The following is a 19344-nucleotide window of genomic DNA, read 5'->3' on the forward strand; positions in this document are numbered from 1 at the left end:
GTGGGGTCCGGCCCTCGTCGTGTCCGTACGACACGTACGGGCAGCCCACCCGGGCGGGGGTCTCAGGCCCGGCTGGCGACGATGAACAGGCGGGGGAAGGGCAGTACGGTGCCGTAGCCGCGGTTCGGGTACGCCTCGCGCAGCCGCCACGCCACCTCGTCGCGGAAGCGTGCGGCTGCTGGCGGGTCGCCGGCCAGCGCGTCGAGGTAGGGCCGTAGGCCGGTGCCGGCGAACCATTCGAGGACGGGGTCGGTGCCGGGCAGGATGTGCAGGTAGGTGGTCTGCCAGGCGTCGACCGCCAGCCCGCTGCCGGCCAGCACGTCGAGGTACTCGTCGACCGGACGTACCGGGCTCGCGCTCCGTGGCCCGGTGCCGGACGCGGCTGCGCGGAGCCGATCGGTCCACTCCGGTGCGGTGACGACCGCGTGGATGACGTCCGCGGCGGCCATGCCGTCGGACACGGGTACCTGGATCGCCAGCGCGCCGCCCGGCCGCAGCGCCGCCGCCCAGGTGGGCAGCGCCGCCAGGTGGTCGGGCACCCATTGCAGCGCGGCGTTGGAGACGATCACATCGACCGACCCGGGGTCGGGCCGCCAGGCCGCGATGTCGCCGAGGCCGAACTCCAGTCGGCCCGGGTGGGTCAGCCGTTCGGCGGCGGCGATCATCTCCGGCGAGGAGTCGAGGCCGTACACGTGGGCGCCGGGCCACCGGTCCGCCAGGGTGGCGGTGACCGTGCCGGGGCCACAGCCGAGATCGACGACGCGCTCCGGCGCGGTGGTGCGGATCCGGGCGGTCAGGTCGTGGAAGGGGCGGGCCCGCTCGGCGGCGAACCGTTCGTACTGCGCGGGATCCCAGCTCACCCCGAAAAGCATGATCGCGGGGGACCGGTGTGTCCAGTCCCCCGCGATCATGGGTGTGCTGTCTAGCGGACCCGGCCGTACCCGTACGGCGTCATCATGTTGACGCTGGCGAGCTTGACATTGTCGCCGGGTTGCGGTGCGTGGATCACCTGGCCGCCGCCGACGTAGATGGCGACGTGCCCCAGACCGGAGTAGAAGACCAGGTCACCGGCCTGTAGCTGGCTGGCCGAGATGTGCGCGACCTGGTCCCACTGCATCGCCGCGTTGTGCGGCAGCGACTTGCCGGCGGCCGCCCAGGCCGCCATGGTCAGCCCGGAGCAGTCGTACCCGTTGGGGCCCGCGGCGCCGTAGACGTACGGCTTGCCGATGACGTTGTACGCGAACTTCACCGCGGTGCCGGCGCTGCCGGCGATGTTCGGGGCGGCGGGCTTGTTGGTCGGCGGAGGGGTGGTCGCCGACCCGTAGGCCTTCTTGCGCAGCTCCATCAGCGTGGCGAGGTCACTTTCGATCTTCGCCTTCTGGTCGGCCAGGCTCTTCTGGTCGGCCCGCTGCTGGTTGAGCAGGTCGTCGAGCTGCTTCTTCTGCGTGTCGTACTGCGCCTTCATCTGGGCGTAGCCCTCGATCTGGCGCTGCTCGGTGGAGGCGATGTGGTTGAGCGAGGTGAGCTCGGCCAGCACGTTGCCCGACGAGCCGTCCGACAGCAACAGCGTCATCGGCCGGGCCGCGCCGCCCATGTAGGCGCGCGCCGCGATCTTGCCGACGTTGTCGTAGGCCTGGTCGACCTGTGACTGGAGCGGCGCCATCTTGACGTTGAGCTCGTCGGCGGCGGCCTGGGTCGCCTTCAGCTTCTCGCCCACGCCGTTGTACTGCTCGACGATCTTTTCGAGGGCACTGGAGGACTGGTTGATCTGCTGCGTCAGGTCGCTCGCTGAGGGTTCCGCGTTGGCCGCCGTGGCCGGCGCGAGGACGGCTACCCCCACCGCGCCCAGGAGCATGGCACGCAGCAGTCGTGGTACTGCAGGCACAGAGCACCCTTCTTCCTTACCGCCTACCGAGTTAGCTGACGGGTTCGGGCCGGAAGAAGATGGCCCTACCGCAGGGTCCTGCGGATTCACCCCGGGACGGCGTGGCCGTCGGGTGGTTCCCCGGTTCACCCCGTGCGCCGCCGGGCGGCGACGGGTTATGCGATTCGGCGGTGCCGGCTCGTCGTCACCCGGGTTGGGCGGCGGACTTACGAGCGGGCCTAGACCAACTTAACGTGATCTTGGACGTACGGGAAGTACATCCTGTCCGTTACGCGTACTGGCTCCCCACCTTAGGTGAAAGTCGTTGTTACGTCCTGTTCTGAGGGCATGGCAGAGCGTTACCGAGGGAGCCTTTACTGATCTCCGATGCGACGGTCCACGGTGGCTGGTGGGCGGCTCAAATTGCCGAGTTTTGGCTGGTAGTGGCGTCATTTCCGATACTCGGCGGCATTGATGCGTGATTTCGTCCACTGTGTGGAATGCCCCCGCGCGAGATTTTCCACACAGTGATACACGCCAATTAGCCGACCGTTCCTTTCTCGGTGCCCGGTCGGCCATCGCCGGCCGTTCGGGTTACGCCGAATGGCGGGCCGCGGTCGCCGTACGGCCATTGCCGGCGTCCGCCGGCGGCCGGTGCCGGCCGGGAGGTTGGTCGGTGCGGACCACGTCGGTGCGGACCACCCAGTGCAGCAGGGAGCGGGCCGCCGCCAGGACCAGGCCCCGGTCGTAGGTGAGCGCGTACTCGAATCGCCGGTCCATCTCCGGGCCGCCGTCGCCGAGGTCGCGCGCCACCAGTGCGCCGGTGAAGTGCGGGCCGACGACGATCACGTTCCACTCGCCCCGCAGCGGGTCGTCGGCGGTCAGCCGCGCTCCGCGTACCCCGGGGATCGGCTCCTCGCCGACGTCGGTGGCGAGCACCGCGACGAGCGCTGCGGTATCGGCGATGCCGGTGTAGCGGCGCACGGTGGCCGGCGTCAGGTGACGGCCCTCCTGGAAGCAGCTCAGCAGTACCGGAGGCTCGGTCCGGTCGGTCGCCTTGGCCTCCAGGTACTTGCTGATCGGCAGCAGCATGCGCTTGGTGGAGTGGCTGGTGGGGCGCCGGGCGGCGACGATCTCGAACGGGGTACGCGCCTCGGTGCGGCTGGCCGGCGCGGCGGTCTCCGGCGCGGCCACGAACGCGAGCGGCTCGCGCGGTGGCCGCGCCGGACGGCGCAGTCGCTGGGCGGGGCCGAACAGCCAGCCCTGCCCGACCGTGGCTCCCATGCTGAGCGCGGTGGCGAGGTGCGCCGGCGTCTCGATGCCCTCGGCGAGGATCGTGGCGCCGGTGCGCTCGGCGTACGCGATGACGGCGTTGACCACCCGCGCCACCTCCGGCCGGTGCGGGTGGTGCACCAGGTGCATGTCGAGCTTGACCACGTCCGGGTGCACGAACGGCATCAGCGCCAGCGAGGCGGGGTTGGCGCCGACGTCGTCGAAGGCGACGCCCCAGCCGGCCGACCGGGCCGTGGCCGCCGCGGTGAGCAGCGCCGACGGGTCGGCGGCGACCGCGCGCTCGGTCATCTCGGTGACCACCCGCAGGCGGCGGCGGGCGACATCGAGCCAGGGGGCGAGGTCCGGCGGGCACTCGGTACGCAGGGCGAGCGGTTCGGTGTTGACGAACAGTGCGATGGACGGGTCCAGGTCGGCGCGCAGCGCCTGCTGGTAGGCCAGAACCCGGCACACCCAGTCCAGCTCGTCCAGCCGGCCGGCCGCCTGCGCGGCGGGGAAGAGCGCGGACGGCGCGTACCACGGCGATCCGACCGGCCCCCGGCTGAGGGCCTCGAACCCCATGGTCTCGTAGGTGTCGAGGCGTACCAGCGGTTGGAACACCGTCGTGACCGCGCGCTCGTCGAGGACCTGGCCGATGTCGCGGAACCTGACCCGGGTGTCGAGGTGCCGCTGGCGGCCCGCCGATCTGCTCAATTCACCCCGCTTTACCCGAAATGGAAGATACCGTCGAGATAGTACGTGTTGGATGGTGGCTGATGGGTGAATGCGGGAACGGACAGTCGCGGCGGTTTCGCCACGGGGCGCGCGAGCACGTCCACGACGGGCGGGCGGTGTCCGCCGACGGCCGGGCCGACGACGAGCGGGCGGTGTCCGCCGACGGCCGGGCCGACGACGAGCGGGCGCTGCTGGCGGCGATCGTGCGGTCGGCCGGCGACGCGATCGTCAGCACGACCCTGGACGGCGTGATCACCACCTGGAACCCCGCCGCCGAGCGGCTCTTCGGCTACCCGGCGGCGGAGGTGGTCGGCCGGCACACCGGACTGCTGTGGCCGGAGGACCAGCGCGCCGAGACGGGGGCGGTCCTGGCCCGCCTCGCGTGCGGTGAACGGGTCGGGCGCTACCGGACCTGGCGGCAGCGCCGCGACGGTACACCCGTGGAGGTGGTGGTGACGCCGTCGGCCATCCGGGACGACACCGGTACGGTCGTCGGCGTCGCCGCGGTCTGCCGCGAGCCGGTCGAGCGGCCGCCGGCCGACGAGCACCTGGACGGCCGCCTGCAACAGGCGCAGCGGCTGGAGAGCCTCGGCCATCTCGCGGGCGGCGTCGCGCACGACTTCAACAACCTGCTCGCGGTGATCGTCAACTACGCCGCGTTCGTGGCGGAGGAGATCGAGACGGCGGCCACCGCCGACCCAGACCGCTGGCACGCGGTCGCCCGGGACGTACAGCAGATCCAGCGGGCCACCGACCGGGGCATCGCCCTCACCCACCAGTTGCTCGCGTTCGGCCGCCGGGAGGTGGTGCGCCCGCGGGTCCTGTCGCTCAACACCGTCGTCACCGGCGTCCGGGACCTGCTGGTCCGTTCGATCGGCGAGCATGTCCAGCTCGCCACGGAACTGGCGCCCGTGCTCTGGCCGGTCAAGGCCGATCCGGGCCAGATCGAGCAGATCCTGGTCAACCTCGCCGTCAACGCCCGCGACGCGATGCCCGGCGGAGGCACGCTGACGATCGGGACCCGGAACATGATCGTCGGTAACGAGTCCGAGCTGCCCGCCGGACGGTACGTCGGGGTGCGGGTGGCCGACACCGGCACCGGCATGCCGCGGCAGGTCGTCACGCGCGCCTTCGAACCGTTCTTCACCACCAAGCCCAAGGGTGAGGGGACCGGCCTGGGGCTCGCGACCGTGTACGGCATCGTCAAGCAGGCCGGCGGCGACGTGCGGATCATCTCCGAGCCGGGCGTCGGTACCACGTTCACGGTGCTGCTGCCGGCCACCGACGAGGCGCTGGACGAGCTGGAGGTACCGGTCGCGGTCGGGGCGCCGTCGGGTGGCGGTGAAACGGTCCTCGTCGTCGAGGACGAACCGGCGATCCGCGAGGTCGCCCGGCGGATCCTGCGCCGGCACGGGTACGAGGTGCTGATGACGGAGTCGCCGCTGGACGCGCTGGACGTGGCCCGTGCCCATGGCGGACCGATCCACCTGCTGATGACGGATGTGGTGATGCCGAAGATGCTCGGCAAGGACGTCGCCGAGCGGATCCGGGCGCTGCGCCCCGACGTCAAGGTGCTCTACATGTCCGGCTATGCCCGGCCCGTACTGGCCAGCAGCGGGACGCTGGAGCCGGGGGTGACCCTGCTGGAGAAGCCGTTCACGGAGACGGTGCTGCTGGAGATGGTGCGCCTGGTGCTCGACGCGACCTGAGCCGGTGCGGCGGTCGGCGACCGCCGCCGCGGCGGTCGCCGCTGGCGCGGCAGGGCAGCGGATCTAGTGGCCGGCGTGCGCGACGAGGGCGCTGTCGACCGCTTCGGTGAGGCTCGCGGGGGTGAACGGCTTGGCGACGATCCGGCGCGCCGAGCCGGGTGCGTCGTCGGACGTGTCGTGCAGGCCCGACATGTACAGCACGGACAGCTCCGGGCGCAGGGCGACGGCCTGAGCGGCCAGTTCGGTACCGGTACCGCCGGGCATGCGGACGTCGGTGAGCAGCAGGTCGATGCGGTCGGGGTAGTGGCGGCACACCTCGAGCGCCTCGGCCGGCCCGCCGGCTGTGAGGACGGTGTGCCCGCGCCGGATCAGGACCCGCCGGACCGCTTCGAGCAGGTCGGCCTCGTCGTCGACGGCGAGGATCGTCTGCCCGGTGATCCGGGTGCTCGCTTCGTTCGCCATGTCAGTCACTCTACGTGTCATCCCCGCTACTCATGTCGACTATCGGGTTTTTTCTCCGCCGCCGGATCGTGCCCTTTTTGCTGGTCGAAGCCGTAGCTTCGCCGGTGGAAGCCGCGACGCAGGCGGCATTGAGCGTCCACGCCGGTCAATGATGGCCGAGGTGTATGCCTAGTTTTAGTCCATCTAGCCCGGTTCAGCAGTGTCCGACGCGCCCCTGTGTGTCGGATGTATCCGAACAGCCGGATGTGTCCGAACAGTAGGTGAACCGGATGCCGGTGTGGTTGTGCTTGGCCTCGTACATGGCCTCGTCGGCGATGCCGATCAGGGTCTCCGGGGCGATCTCGCCACCGCCCTGCGGGGTGTTCACGACGGCGACGCCGATGCTCGCCCGTACCTCGACCATGGTGCCGCCCAGGTCGATCGGCTCGGCAAGCTGCTCGACCACCCGCCGGGTGGCGCACCGGATGTTCTCCTGCGTGCCGGCGTCCTCCAGGACGACGACGAACTCGTCGCCGCCCAACCGGGCCACCGTGTCGCTGTGGCGGACCACGTCGGCCAGCCGCCGCGCCGTCACCGTGAGGACCTCGTCGCCCGCGGCGTGGCCGTAGGTGTCGTTGATGGGTTTGAACTTGTCGAGGTCGACGAAGAGCACCGCGAGGGCCGAACCGGTCCGGTGCCTGCGGGCCAGCGCGTCGTAGAGCCGGTTGGTCAGCAGCCGGCGGTTGGGCAGTCCGGTGAGCGCGTCGTGCAGGGCGCGGTGCTCCTCCCGTCGCTGGTCGGTGACGTCCCGGTTGACCAGGATGATGCCGGCGTCCCCGCCGAGCGGCCCGCCGCGCGCGGTCAGCGAGCACATCGCCGTCAGCGGTGCCCCGTCGGCGCGCCGCTCGTGCAGCTCGCCGTGCCACTGACCGGTGTTGGCCAGCTCCTCGAACACCTCCTCGGCCGGTACCGCGACCCCGCCCACGGTGAAGAACCGGGTGGCGAGCAGGGCGAAGACGTCGCAGCCGAGGGCCTCGCCCTGCGGGTACCCGTAGATCCGCTCCGCTCCGGCGTTCCAGTTGACGATCCGCCGTTCCGAGTCGCAGGCGATCAGCGCGTCGGAGATGTGCTCCATCAGTTCGCCCTGCTGGCGCAGCTCCTCCATCACCTCGGCGGAGTCCGCCAGGACCCGGGCGTTCTGGAACGTCGCACCGGTCACGTCCGCGAGGGCGTGGACGAAGTCCATGTCGTCGTCGGTGAACGGCTCCCCGTCGGGGCGGGACACCGCGACCGCGCCGGCCAGCCGGCCGCGTACCCGCATCGGCAGCAGGGCGGCGCCGTCGATCCAGACGGTGTCGGTGTCGCCGGCCGGATCGGCCAGCCAGTCGCGCAGGGCCGCCGCCAGGCGCGCCTCCTGCCCGCCCGGGTGGTCGCCGGCGAGCATCGTCATGGGACCGCCGTCGGTGGGCAGGATCCACACGGTCGCGTGCGCGGCGAGGGTACGCCCGATCACATCGACGACGAGCGCCGCCAGCCGCCCCTCGCCGGCGACGGCGTCGAGGGTCGCCGTCGTCACCTCCACGAAGGCGCGCAGGCGCGCACTCCGGGCGGTCGGCAGGTGGATGGAGGAGCTCATGCCAGGCTCTATCGGCAAAGCCGCGACGAAACGGAGAGTTCTGCGTTTGGTTTCGTGCGGGCATTCCTGGGGTACCGGGGGCCGCATCGACGCACGATCACCAAGCCGGCGTCGACGCGAGGTAGTTACGAATAGGACGACAACGCCCGACCGGCGGACCGGCGGGCCGCTGACTGGGAGCGCCCATGTTGATGGAAGCCGACACCACCGCCCTCGCCCGACCGACGGTTCTGCCGGCCGCGCCCGGTGGTTCCTCCGTCGCCGTCCACAGCGGCCCGGTCGCGCCGAACGCCGAGGCCGTCGACGTGCAGACCGCGAACGTCCGTGAGGCCCTGGAGGAGCGCCTGGCCGAGCTGCGCGCCGAGCACCGCGAGCTGGTCGCCGACATTACGACGCAGGAGCGGGGCCTGCTGGTACCCGACGCGGGTGACGACGTGGTCGACATCGGGACCAAGGCGTTCAACCGCGAGCAGGAGATCTCGCTGGCGAACGCGGTGCTGGAGCGGATCGACCAGGTCGAGCGGGCACTGGAGCGGCTCGACGAGGGTGGATACGGCTGGTGCGAGGGGTGCGCCGAGCCGATCCCGCCGGCGCGGCTGGCCGTGTACCCGTCCGCGACCCTGTGCGTGACGTGCAAGCAGGCCAACGAGCGGCGCTGACACCCGCGCGGTGGACATAACCCAAGGAGGCCGGCATCGCCGGCCTCCTTGGCGTTTGCCGGCATCGGCCGCCACCCGCGCGTTTGCGGACCAATGGGTGTGATCTACGACACCCCTTCCTGACGAGGAGTTCGCGAAAGGGGTCAGAATGTTTTCCCTCGGCATACCCGCGCAGCCAAGATTCATTCTTGTACATCTATCGATGGGATGGCAGCATTCCGTCCACGCGGCACCCGTGCAGCCGCGTGGACACTGTCCTCATCCCCGGAGGTATGCGTGAGACTCACAAGGTCGTTCCGTCGCGCCGCGTTCACCGTCGCGGCCGCCGGACTGGTCGCCGGCACACTGGCTGCCCCGTCCCTCGCCCAGGCCGCCCCGCCCGACACCCTCCAGGGCGCCGCCGGTGCGGAGACCGCCCAGGGGCTGGCGGACTCCCTCGGCGCCCGCTCGGCCGGCTCCTACCTGGACTCGACCACCGGCAGGATCACCGTCACCGTCACCGACGACGCCGCCGCCAAGACCGTCCGCGCCAAGGGCGCCACCGCCAAGCTGGTCACGTACAGCTCCACGCAGCTGAACGGGGCGACCGCCGAGCTCGACCGCACCGCCAAGATCCCGGGCACCGCCTGGTACGTCGACCCGAAGACCAACCAGGTCGTCGTCGAGGCCGACAGCACCGTCACCGGCGCCAAGCGCGCCCAGCTCGACGCGGCCGTGGCCCGCCTCGGCGGCATCGTCCGGGTGACCAGCGCGCCCGGCATCCTGAGCACCACGATCTCCGGTGGTGACGCCATCTACACCGGCGGCTCGCGCTGCTCGCTGGGCTTCAACGTCCGGGACAGCGCCGGCAACTACTACTTCCTGACCGCCGGCCACTGCACCAACGCCGGTTCCACCTGGACCAACGGCAGCACGACCCTGGGCACCCGGGCCGGCACCAGCTTCCCCGGCAACGACTACGGCATCGTCCGGTACACCAACACCTCCATCACCAAGTCCGGCACGGTCGGCTCGCAGGACATCACCGGCGCCGGCAACGCGTACGTCGGCCAGACGGTGACCCGTCGCGGCAGCACCACCGGCATCCACAGCGGCCAGGTGACGGCGCTGAACGCGACCGTCAACTACGCCGAGGGCAGCGTCTCCGGCCTCTACCGGACCACCGTCTGCGCCGAGCCCGGTGACAGCGGCGGCTCGCTCTACGCCGGCTCGACGGCGCTCGGCCTGACCTCCGGCGGCAGCGGCAACTGCTCCTCCGGTGGCACCACGTACTTCCAGCCCGTCACCGAGGCGCTCAGCGTCTACGGCGTGAGCGTCTTCTAAAGCGCGACCCCGCTCGCACGAAAGTGCCCTTGTCCACCGGTACCGGCGGGCAAGGGCACTTTCCTCACCGTGCGGTTCCTTACGGCACAACGGTTCGAGGGTTCAGCTCGCCGGTGCCGGTGTGACATCGTCAGGGGATGGACCCCGGCGCGTCGCCAGTCGAGGGGAAGCGGGCGGACCCGTCCCCCGCCGAGACCATGGCGCGCCTGCTGGCGGAGAACACGGAGCTTCGGCGGGCGGCCGCGGAGAACGCGCAGCTGCGCCGGGCCGTCGCCGAGTGCCAGCGCCGCATCGCCGCCGAGCGGCAGCTGTCCGAGCAGCTCCGCCAGGTCGTCCTGCCGCTGCCGGCGGCACCGTTCATGGTGCCCGGCCTGCTGGTCGCGGTGCGCTACCAGCCCGCCGAGCACGGCGAACCGGTCGGCGGCGACTGGTACCACGCGACCGGCCTCGCCGACGGCACCGCCATTCTCGCCGTGGGTGACGTCGCCGGCCACGGGCTCGCCGCGGCGGCCGTCATGGCCGAGCTCAGGCATGCGCTCGCCGCGCTGGCCGTCACCACCACGACCGACCCGGCGGAGCTGCTCGGGCACCTCAACCGCATCCTCTGCGACCACGACGGGGAACGGCCGCGCACCGCGACCGCCGCCGTCGGCCGGTTCGACCGCGCCACCGGCGTGCTGACCTGGGCGCAGGCCGGGCACCCGGCACCGCTGCTGGTACGCGGCGGCGAGGTGAGCGAACTGGCCCGCCCGCCCGGCATGCTGCTCGGCGCGAACGTCCGGTCCACCTACCAGACGGCGACGGTGCCCCTGGCCGCCGGTGACATCCTCCTGCTGTACACCGACGGGTTGATCGAGTCCCGGGGCGGCAGCCACGATCAGGGCCTCGACGACGTCGCCGACTCGCTCCTGGCGAGTGTCGCCGAGGGTGACGGCTGCTCACTGACCGACCTGCTGCGCCGGCTCGGCCCGACCAACCCGGCCGACGACATGTGCGTGCTGGCGGCCCGCCCCTGCTTGTAGAACGGTGCCGGGTCAGCTTCCGGCGGTGCGGCACAGCCGGATCCAGCGGTACCCGTACCCGGCCAGCTCCAGCGCGTCGAGCCGGCCCACCGGCCGGTACTCGCGGTCGCCGAAGACCTGGTTGGGATCGTCCGCCTCGCCGTACAGGTGGCCGAGGTCGACGGTGACCTCGTCGGGGCCGAGGTTGTGCAGAAACAGCATCGTGCCGGTGTTGCCGTCGGCCCGGTGGGCCAGGACGCCGCCGGGCAGTTCGCGCTCGACGTGGTGGCACGTACCGGCACCGACCTCGGGGCTCTCCCGCAGGGTGCGGATCATCCGCTCGAACCAGGCCAGCAGCGAGCCGCTGTCGTGGCGCTGCGCGGTGACGTTGACCTTCCCGTACCCGAACCGCCCGCCGGAGACGACCGGCCGGATCAGGTCCTCGGCCTTCTCGGCGGTGGAGAAGCCGCCGTTCGCCGCCGGCGACCACTGCATCGGGGTACGGATCGAGTTACGGCCGGGTAGCGACAGGTCGTCGCCCATGCCGATCTCCTCGCCGTACCGCAGGACCGGTGTACCCCGCAGGGTGAACTGCAGCGAGTACGCCAGTTCCAGGCGCCGCCGGTCGCCGCCGAGCATCGGGGCGAGCCGGCGGCGGATCCCGCGGTCGTACAGGCGCATGTCCTCGTCCGGGCCGAAGGCGGCGAACACGTCGGCGCGCTGCGCGGCCGTGAGCCGCGACAGGTCGATCTCGTCGTGGTTGCGCAGGAACGTCGCCCACTGGGCGCCGGGCGGCAGCTTCGGGGTGTCGCGGAGCGCCTCGATGACCGGCTCCGGGTCCTGCCGTGCCAGGGCCAGCATCAGCCGGCCGTTGAGCATGAAGTCGAACAGCATGTGCAGCCGGTTGTTCGAGCCGCCGGCGTCGGCGAAGTACGTGGGAAGCTGGTCGGGCTCCACATTGGCCTCGGCCAGCAGGAGCGCGTCGCCGCGCCGCCACTGGACGTGCTGGCGCAGTTCGGTGAGGAACTCGAAGTCCTTCGGGCAGGGGTCCTTGCCCGGCTCGGTCAGCTCGATGATGAACGGCACGGCGTCCAGGCGGAAGCCGGCGACACCGAGCTGGAGCCAGAACGCCATGATCTTCTTGACCTCTTCACGCACCTGCGGGTTGCGGAAGTTCAGGTCGGGCTGGAAATCGTAGAAGCGGTGGTAGTACCAGGCCCTCGCGGTGCGGTCGTAGGTCCACGTCTCGCTCTGCTCGCCGGGGAAGACCATGCCCTGGAACCGGTCCGGCGGCTCTTCGTCGCTCCAGACGTACCAGTCACGGTAGGGCGAGTCCGGTGACGAGCGGGCCGACCTGAACCAGGGATGCTCGTCGGAGGTGTGGTTGACCACCAGGTCGATCATCACCCGGATACCCCGGTTGGACGCCTGGTGCAGCAGTTCGGCGAAGTCGCCGAGGCTGCCGATGCGCGGGTCGACGGTGTAGAAGTCGGTGATGTCGTACCCGTCGTCCTTGCCCGGCGAGGGGTGGATCGGGTTCAGCCACAGGCACGTCACGCCGAGCCGCGCCAGGTAGTCGAGGCGTCCGATGAGCCCCCGCAGATCGCCGACGCCGTCGCCGTCGGAGTCGGCGAACGTCTCGACGTCGAGGCAGTAGATGACCGCCTCCTTGTACCAGTACTCGCTCATGGCCGTCGGTCTCCAGTCGGATCGAGGGGGCGGAATATGTGTGCCCGCCCCGCCCTCGTCCCTAAACGCCGGCCTGGCGAACCGGCCCTTCTCCGGTTCGATGGCTTCGAACTACGCCGGTTCGATGGCCTCGAATCCGATGTCGAGCCGCGCCGGCCCGCGCAGGGTGAAGTTCTCCTTGTACGCCACGTCGGGCGTCAGCAGGCGCGGCGCGGTGACCCGCCGGGCGAACGCCGCCAGGGCGACGGCCGACTCCAGCCGCGCCAGGCCGGCGCCGAGGCAGAAGTGGATGCCGGCCGCGAACGCCAGGTGCCGGCCGGATCCGCGGGTGATGTCGAAGCGGTCCGGGTCGTCGAACACCTCCGGGTCGCGGTTGGCCGCCGCGATCAGCATCAGGACGACCGTGCCGTCGGGTACCTCGCGGTCGCCGACCGGCAGCGGGCCGCGGGCGATCCGGGTGGTGAGCTGCACCGGGGCGTCGTAGCGCAGCGTCTCCTCGGTGCACCCGTCGACGAGGTCCGGCCGGGACCGCAGCGCGTCGAGCTGGTCGGGGTGGCGTAGCAGCGCCAGTACCGCGTTCGCGATCAGGTTGGTGGTCGTCTCGTGCCCGGCGACCAGCAGCAGGACGCACGTCGCGAGCAGTTCGTCCTCGGTGAGCTTGTCGCCCTCGGACTCGGCGTGCACCAGCAGCGACAGCAGGTCCTCGCGCGGGTGGTCGCGGCGCTGCCCGATCAGGCGGGAGAAGTAGCGGTGGAACTCGGCCAGTGCCGTCGCGCCCTGGGCCAGCCGCTCCGGGTCCGGGTCGGCGACCTGTGGGTCCAGCGACCGGGCCAGCAGCCCCGACCACTCCCGGAACTGCTCGCCGTTCTCGGCCGGCACGCCCAGCAGTTCGCTGATGATCTGTACCGGCAGCGGGTACGCGAGGTCGTCGACGATGTCCATCCGGCCCCGCCCGGCGACCCGGGTGAACAGCGTGTCGACGATCTCGGTGATCCGGGGCCGCAGGTCCGCGACCACCCGCGGGGTGAACGCCGACGACACCAGCCGGCGCAGCCGCGTGTGGTCGGGCGGGTCCAGCGACAGGAAGGAGAACGTACCGGGCTTCACGTCGGGCGGTGCGAGCGCGGAGCGGGAGCGTTCGCTGCTGGCGTTGGGGTGGCGCAGGATGGCCGACAGGTCGCGATGCCGGGCCGCGACCACGAGCTGTCCGTCCATCAGCGACAGTGGTGACGCCTCCCGAAGCTGGTGCAGCAGTGGGTATGGGTTGGCCCGGACGCTCGGGTCGGCGAGCAGCCGGAGGTCGACGGTTGGCGATGTCATGGATTCAGCCTTCCGTCTCCCGGCGGTTTACGGAAGCCCGTTTCCTGTAAAGCCCGGGTACCGCGCCCGGGCGGGGCCGCCGATGGTGGTAACGGCAGGGCCAGGCTCGCCGGCGATATCTGGACCACAATGGACACATGAGCACATCGGGGGAGCCCGGAGGCGACTTCGGGGAGTTCCTGCGCGCCCGTCGGGCCGGGCTGGACCCGGCCGACCTGGGCGTGCCCCACGCGGGTCGACGGCGGGTGCCCGGCCTGCGCCGCGAGGAGTTGGCTCAGCTGGCCGGGATCAGCGTCGACTACTACATCCGGATGGAGCAGGGCCGGGTACGCAACGTCTCCGACGCGATCCTGGACGCGGTGGCCCGGGCGCTGCGCCTCGACACCGACGAACGGGCGCACCTCGGCCGGCTGGCCCGGCACCGGCCGTCACGGGGGCGGCCGGTGCCGGCGCAGCGGGTCCGGCCGACCGTCCGCTGGCTGCTGGACACCCTCGACCACGTGCCGGCTTTCGTGATCGGCCAGCGCATGGACATCCTTGCCTGGAACCGGCTCGCCGCGGCGCTGATCACGGACTTCGGTGCGCTGGCCGGCCGGGACCGCAACCTCATCCGGTTGATGTTCCTCGACCCCTCCTACCGGGCCCTGTACCCGAATTGGGCCGAGTGCGCCCGGGCGCAGGTCGCCTACCTGCGGATGGACGCCGGTCACCACCCGGACGATCCGCACCTGGCCGCGCTGGTCGGCGAGCTGTCGGTGCGCAGCGACGACTTCCGGCGCTGGTGGGCCGCGCACCCGGTACGTCGTAAGACCTCGGCCATCAAGCAGCTCCGCCATCCGCTGCTGGGCCGGCTCGAGGTGGCGTCGGAGACGATGCGGCTGTCCGACGATCCGGCCCAGGTGCTGGTGACGTACACCCCCGAACCGGGCAGTACGTCGGAGGACGCCCTGCGCCTGCTCGCCACGCTCGCCGCGCCCGCCACACTCGCCGCGCCCGGCGCCCGGCCGGCCGACGGGGCCGGCGTCCGGCTGACCAACCACTGAGGACAGGTATGTCATTCTTCGACACTCCCGGCGTGCTGGCCGCGCACGTCGCGGACGCCCGGTCCCGCGTCGTACCGGCCGGCGTCGACCCCGCCCGGTACGACGCGGTGACGTCCCGGCTGACCTCCCTGCGCGACTGGCCCGCGGCGTTCGTCGCCACGGCGTCGGAGTACCTGGCGCGGGGTGAACGCGCCGAGGCCGCCGGCCGGTCCGTGACGGCCGGCGAGGCGTACCGTGACGCGGCGCTGTGGTTCCACTTCGCCACCACGCTGCCGGTCCGGGCCACCGAGGCGCACGCCGCGGCCACCGACGCGATGCGCCGGTCCCTGCGCCACCTCGACCCGACGGCCGACCACGTCGCGGGAGCGGGGTTCCGGGCCACCCTGCGGCGCCCGGCCGGGGCCGACCGTCCACCGGTCGCCCTGGTGGTCGCAGGCATGGACTCCAGCCGGATCGAGTTCCACCCCATCGCCGCCGCCCTGCTGCGCCGGGGCGTGGCGACCTTCGCCCTGGACGGGCCCGGCCAGGGGGAGTTGGCCGCGACCTCGGCACCCGAGCCGGACTTCCACCCGGTCGTCGCCGCCGCGCTCGCCGCCCTCGACGGGCGCGCGGACGTCGACGCCGGCCGGGTCGGCCTGCTGGGCTTGAGCCTCGGCGGCTTCTACGGCGCCGTCGCGCTGGCCCACCACCCCCGGCTCCGGGCCGGGGTCACGGTCAGCGGCCCGTACGCGCTGTCCTGGGACGACCTGCCGCCGTTCGTGACCGGGACCCTCGCGCTGCGTACCGGGAGCGCCGACGCCGCCCGCGCGTTCGCCGGCCGGGTCCGGCTCGATCGCGTCGCGGCGCGGATCCGGCAGCCGCTGCGGGTCGTGGACGGTGGCCGGGACGCCATCCCCGGTGTCACGAACGGGGAACGGCTGGCCCGGGAGGCGCCGCGCGGGGAGTACCTCCTCGTCCCCGAGGGCAACCACCTGCTCGGCAACGCCCGCTGGGCGTGGCTGCCGGACACGGCCGACTGGCTGGCCGACCGGTTGGGGGTCAGCTCCGGATAGCCCGCGCCAACCGGCGTACCCCCTCGTCGAGGACGTCCGGCGGCGCGGCGGCGAACGTCAGGCGCAGGTGGGGTGCGGGCGGCTCGCCGGCGTACCACGGTCGCCCGGGGAACACGACCACCTGCTCGGCCGCTGCCGCGGCGGTCACCTCGACGTCGTCGAGCCCGTCGGGCAGGCGTACCCACAGGTGCAGGCCGCCGCCGGGCACCGTGTCCGGTACGAGTTCGGGCAGGTGCCGTCGCAGCGCCGCGATCAGCGCGTCCCGCCGTGCCCGCAGCGCCGCGCGTAGCGCCCGCCGGTGGCGCAGCCAGGCCGGCGACGTGACGAAGTCCAGCGCGGCCTGCTGCAACGGGCCGGCGACGAAAAAATCGTCGAGTACCCGGGCCGAGCGCAGCCGAGCCCCGGCGGCCCCCCGCGCGCCGATCGCCGCGACCCGCAGCCCGGGCGCCGCCGACTTGGTCAGCGACCGCAGGTACACGACGTGGCCGTGCGGGTCGTCGGCGGCCAGCGGTGGCGGCGGGTCGCCGTCGACGGCCAGGTCGCGGGCGTAGTCGTCCTCGATCAGGAACGCTCCGGCTCTCCGGATCGCCTCGGCGACCGCCGCGCGCCGGGCCGGGTCGAGTGTCGCGCCGTGCGGGTTGGCGTACAGCGGCTGGCAGTAGAACAGCCGGGCACCGGTGCGGGCCAGCGCCGTGGCGAGCAGCTCCGGCCGGACGCCGCCGGCGTCGGCGGGTACCGGGACGACGGTGAGCCCGGCGGCCCGCGCGGCGGCGAGCGCGCCGAGGTAGGTGGGCGACTCGACCAGGATCGTCTCGCCGGGTACGGCGAGGGCGCGGAACGCCGTCGACAGCGCCGCCTGCCCGCCCGGGCAGACCACCATGTCGTCGGCGCGTAGGCCCCCGCCGGCCTCCCGGGCGAACCAGGCCCGCAGGTCCGCGCGCCCCTCGACCGGCCCGCGCTGCCACGCCGCCGGGTGCCGGGCGGCCCGGGCCAGTGCGGCGCCGAGCGCGGCGACCGGTTGCAGGTCCTCGTCGAGGTACCCGCCGGAGAGTGGGATCGCGCCGGGGCGGGGGACCGCGAGCAGCGCCTGCATCGTCTCCTCGCCGGCGGGCCGGGCGCCGAGCGCGACGGCCTGCCACTCCAGGTCGGGCCGTTCCGGTTGCCCGGTTTCGCTTCCGGCTTGCCGCTGTTCGCTTCCGGCTTGCCGCGCCACGAAGGTGCCCTGGCCCGGCCGGGCTTCGACCAGTCCTTCGGCGGCCAGGGTGCGGACCGCCCGCGTGACGGTCACCGGGGAGGCGCCGTGCCGGGTGGTCAGTTCGCGGACCGACGGCAGGCGGCTACCGGGCGCGGCGGAAGCGGCCAGGGCCCGGAGCTCTCGGATAACGCGTCCGGCTGCGTTATCATCATTCATGAGAGATCAGAGTAACGCTACCGGTGCTGGGCGGGTAACGGGTATCGGGCGGGACCGGGTGACGGGTATCGCCCTCGGGGCGCTCGGCGTCCTCGCGTTCAGCCTGTCGCTGCCCGCCACCCGGGTCGCCGTCGCCACCCTGGACCCGTGGCTGGTCGCGTTCGGGCGGGCCGCCGGCGCCGGTGCGCTCGCCTGCGGGTACCTGTGGCTGACCCGCGCGCCGCGGCCCACGCCCGCGCAGTGGCGCCGGCTGGTCCTGGTCGCCGCCGGGGTGGTCGTCGGGTTTCCGCTGTTCACCTCGCTGGCCCTGGAGGCCCGGACCGCCGCGCACGGCGCCGTCGTCATCGCCGTACTGCCGGCCGTGACCGCGGTCTTGGCGGTGGTACGGGCGGGGGAGCGCCCACCGGCGGCGTTCTGGGCCGCCGGTGCCGCCGGGCTCGTCGCGGTGCTCGGCTTTCTCGCCGTCAGTGGTGCGGTGTCCGGCTCGTTCTCGTCGGCGGACCTGTTCCTGCTCGCCGCCGTGGCGCTGTGCGGCCTCGGGTACGCCGAGGGCGGCGCGCTCGCCCGTGACCTCGGCGGCGCCCGGACGATCTGCTGGGCGCTCGTACTGTCCCTGCCGGTGACCGTGCCGGTCACCGCCGTGACGGTGCTCGCGCGGGTTCCGCGTGCTGATGCCGCCGGGTGGCTCGGCTTCGGGTACCTGACCGTGGTGTCGATGTTCCTCGGCTTCTTCGCCTGGTACGCCGGGCTCGCCCGGGGCGGCGTGGCCCGGGTCGGCCAGATCCAGCTCGCCCAGCCGGTCCTGACGCTGGGCTGGTCGGCGGTGCTGCTGCACGAGCCGGTCACCGGCCCGGCGGTCGGTGTCGCGCTGCTGGTGCTCGGCTGTGTCGCCCTCACGCAGCGGAGCCGTACGGTCAGCTCACGTGGAGGTGGGATGCGATGGCGTCGCCGATCCCCTGCTGTACCGCCGGGTCCTGCATCGCCTTCAGGATCGACACGTCTACCTGATCCTGGGTCGGTGCGGTGACCGCCTGGAGCGCGTCGAGCTTGGCGCTCAACTGGTCGAGCTTCGTGTTCAGTTGGGCGAGCGTCGCAATCAGCTGGTCGAGTTTCACGTTCGCTCGGATGAGCGGGCCCTCCACGGCCTTCGCCATCCAGGACTGCCCGGAAATCCACGGCTCGGTTCCGGTGTACGGCGCACTGAATGCCAGGTCGGCTTCTCCGGCCACGTTCGCACCTCCGATAATGATTCCACGGAACTGGTCGCCGGTTCCGCGATAGGCGTTGGCGTCGCAGGTGGGCTGCGATCCGATCGTGGTGCTGCTGCCGTACTGGAGAATGATCGGCGTGCGGCCGGAATACGGACTCCAGCCGGCGTCGTCGTCGCCCCGGTACGCCTGCCGGTAGGGCACGGCGGGATTGGTGCCGTAGGCGGACGCCCACAATGGATCATTGCCGGGAATGCTGTTTCCGTAGGCCCATCGTGGCGCGTAGAGGACGACCCATTTTCCGGTCGCGCTGCGCAGCAGGCCGCACGCCTGCACCCCGTACTGCGGAGCCACGTCGTCATAACCCCAGTGCTCCAGGTCGACCTGGACGAAGAACTCGCGCCGGCCACGCCACCACGGCGTCTGCGCGTCGAGGTACGACACGAAGTAGTTGACCTGGGCCTGGATGCTCCCGTGGCCGTTGTTGCCCGGGGTGCGGACTACGATGTACGCCCCTACCAGGGGAATTCCGGCCGCGGCGGCCCGGTTGAGCGCGTCTCCGTAGTGGGCGTGCCGGATCTGGGTGCCCTCGGTGGCCTTGTGGGTGAAGAACGAGATCCCGTCGCGGGCCGCAGCGGTCAGGTCCATCGGACCCCGGTCCCAGTCGTAGTCGGACGCGTCAATCCCAGCCGAAAATCGGCATGGCGGCATCACCTCCTGGACGGAGATTCTTTCGGCATTTCGGTGAGGGTCCGTGTCGATTTTTGCGTCGGGTGTCCGGGGCCGGTTCGGGGTTGGTGCCCGCGTCGGGTTTTCGCTCGGGGGCTTCGTGGCGGGTTTCGCTGCGGATCGAGGTGTGCGGTCCGCCTGGCTCCGGTCGTGGATTCCGCTCTGGTCGCCGTCGCGATCTCGCCGCGGTGCGGGAGGAAATTATCTGGTTGTCATTCGACGCTGAAGCGCTGCTGCGGATGGCTGGCGGTGCCA

Annotated in this window: 16 protein-coding genes and 1 riboswitch; of the genes, 7 read left to right on the forward strand and 9 right to left on the reverse strand. The window is 72.1% G+C overall.

The window, feature by feature from the left end; translation table 11 throughout:
* Positions 1-62: 62 nt before the first annotated feature.
* The 3 genes from ACNTMW_RS20525 to ACNTMW_RS20535 form a co-directional block, all read right to left on the reverse strand.
* The gene (locus tag ACNTMW_RS20525) at positions 63-860 is read right to left on the reverse strand and encodes a methyltransferase domain-containing protein (RefSeq protein WP_426635308.1); all 798 of its coding nucleotides are present in this window, start codon (positions 858-860) and stop codon (positions 63-65) included.
* Between the two features lie 62 nt (positions 861-922).
* The gene (locus ACNTMW_RS20530; RefSeq protein ID WP_426635309.1) at positions 923-1885 is read right to left on the reverse strand and encodes a C40 family peptidase; all 963 of its coding nucleotides are present in this window, start codon (positions 1883-1885) and stop codon (positions 923-925) included.
* 5 nt (positions 1886-1890) lie between these two features.
* A riboswitch (cyclic di-AMP (ydaO/yuaA leader) is annotated at positions 1891-2065 on the reverse strand.
* Positions 2066-2458: 393 nt separating this feature from the next.
* Positions 2459-3847 carry a sensor domain-containing phosphodiesterase gene (locus ACNTMW_RS20535; RefSeq protein WP_426635310.1) on the reverse strand — a complete coding sequence of 463 codons (1389 nt, stop codon included), beginning with the start codon at positions 3845-3847 and terminating at the stop codon, positions 2459-2461.
* Positions 3848-3909: 62 nt separating this feature from the next.
* Here ACNTMW_RS20535 and ACNTMW_RS20540 point away from each other — a divergent pair, with 62 nt between their 5' ends.
* Positions 3910-5577 carry an ATP-binding protein gene (locus ACNTMW_RS20540; RefSeq protein ID WP_426635311.1) on the forward strand — a complete coding sequence of 556 codons (1668 nt, stop codon included), beginning with the start codon at positions 3910-3912 and terminating at the stop codon, positions 5575-5577.
* A gap of 63 nt (positions 5578-5640) precedes the next feature.
* On the opposite strand, the gene ACNTMW_RS20545 is transcribed toward ACNTMW_RS20540, so the two are convergent.
* Both ACNTMW_RS20545 and ACNTMW_RS20550 read right to left on the reverse strand, forming a co-directional pair.
* On the reverse strand, positions 5641-6039 hold the full coding sequence (locus ACNTMW_RS20545; RefSeq protein WP_426635312.1) for a response regulator: 399 nt from the start codon (positions 6037-6039) through the stop codon (positions 5641-5643).
* Positions 6040-6232: 193 nt separating this feature from the next.
* Positions 6233-7654 carry a diguanylate cyclase domain-containing protein gene (locus ACNTMW_RS20550; RefSeq protein ID WP_426635313.1) on the reverse strand — a complete coding sequence of 474 codons (1422 nt, stop codon included), beginning with the start codon at positions 7652-7654 and terminating at the stop codon, positions 6233-6235.
* A gap of 185 nt (positions 7655-7839) precedes the next feature.
* Between ACNTMW_RS20550 and ACNTMW_RS20555 the strand changes: the two genes are divergently transcribed.
* The 3 genes from ACNTMW_RS20555 to ACNTMW_RS20565 all read left to right on the forward strand — a co-directional run bounded on the left by ACNTMW_RS20555 (position 7840) and on the right by ACNTMW_RS20565 (position 10658).
* Entirely contained in the window at positions 7840-8313 is a 474-nt protein-coding gene (locus ACNTMW_RS20555; RefSeq protein ID WP_426635314.1) for a TraR/DksA family transcriptional regulator, read from the forward strand.
* Positions 8314-8589: 276 nt separating this feature from the next.
* Positions 8590-9636 carry a S1 family peptidase gene (locus ACNTMW_RS20560; protein WP_426635315.1) on the forward strand — a complete coding sequence of 349 codons (1047 nt, stop codon included), beginning with the start codon at positions 8590-8592 and terminating at the stop codon, positions 9634-9636.
* Positions 9637-9773: 137 nt separating this feature from the next.
* Positions 9774-10658: a PP2C family protein-serine/threonine phosphatase gene (locus ACNTMW_RS20565; protein ID WP_426635316.1), complete on the forward strand. Its 885-nt coding sequence runs from the start codon at positions 9774-9776 to the stop codon at positions 10656-10658.
* Between the two features lie 12 nt (positions 10659-10670).
* Here the strand turns inward: ACNTMW_RS20565 and ACNTMW_RS20570 are convergent, their stop codons facing one another.
* On the reverse strand, positions 10671-12326 hold the full coding sequence (locus ACNTMW_RS20570) for an alpha-amylase family protein (protein WP_426635317.1): 1656 nt from the start codon (positions 12324-12326) through the stop codon (positions 10671-10673).
* Between the two features lie 111 nt (positions 12327-12437).
* The gene (locus ACNTMW_RS20575) at positions 12438-13646 is read right to left on the reverse strand and encodes a cytochrome P450 (RefSeq protein ID WP_426635318.1); all 1209 of its coding nucleotides are present in this window, start codon (positions 13644-13646) and stop codon (positions 12438-12440) included.
* 137 nt (positions 13647-13783) lie between these two features.
* Between ACNTMW_RS20575 and ACNTMW_RS20580 the strand changes: the two genes are divergently transcribed.
* Together ACNTMW_RS20580 and ACNTMW_RS20585 are read left to right on the forward strand one after the other, a co-directional pair.
* A complete protein-coding gene (locus ACNTMW_RS20580) occupies positions 13784-14689 on the forward strand; it encodes a helix-turn-helix domain-containing protein (RefSeq protein ID WP_426635319.1) in 906 nt (301 codons plus the stop codon).
* A gap of 8 nt (positions 14690-14697) precedes the next feature.
* On the forward strand, positions 14698-15741 hold the full coding sequence (locus ACNTMW_RS20585; protein ID WP_426635320.1) for an alpha/beta hydrolase family protein: 1044 nt from the start codon (positions 14698-14700) through the stop codon (positions 15739-15741).
* On the opposite strand, the gene ACNTMW_RS20590 is transcribed toward ACNTMW_RS20585, so the two are convergent.
* Entirely contained in the window at positions 15728-17152 is a 1425-nt protein-coding gene (locus tag ACNTMW_RS20590) for an aminotransferase-like domain-containing protein (RefSeq protein WP_426635321.1), read from the reverse strand. The two genes, ACNTMW_RS20585 and ACNTMW_RS20590, sit on opposite strands and share 14 nt — an antisense overlap.
* Between ACNTMW_RS20590 and ACNTMW_RS20595 the strand changes: the two genes are divergently transcribed.
* Positions 17151-18179 carry a DMT family transporter gene (locus ACNTMW_RS20595; RefSeq protein WP_426635322.1) on the forward strand — a complete coding sequence of 343 codons (1029 nt, stop codon included), beginning with the start codon at positions 17151-17153 and terminating at the stop codon, positions 18177-18179. The two genes, ACNTMW_RS20590 and ACNTMW_RS20595, sit on opposite strands and share 2 nt — an antisense overlap.
* On the opposite strand, the gene ACNTMW_RS20600 is transcribed toward ACNTMW_RS20595, so the two are convergent.
* Positions 18067-19071, reverse strand: coding sequence for a GH25 family lysozyme (locus tag ACNTMW_RS20600; RefSeq protein WP_426635323.1), 1005 nt, complete (start codon positions 19069-19071; stop codon positions 18067-18069). The two genes, ACNTMW_RS20595 and ACNTMW_RS20600, sit on opposite strands and share 113 nt — an antisense overlap.
* Positions 19072-19344 lie beyond the last annotated feature (273 nt).

It is taken from the genome of Planosporangium spinosum (assembly GCF_049999945.1).
In the GTDB taxonomy this organism is placed as follows: domain Bacteria; phylum Actinomycetota; class Actinomycetes; order Mycobacteriales; family Micromonosporaceae; genus Planosporangium; species Planosporangium spinosum.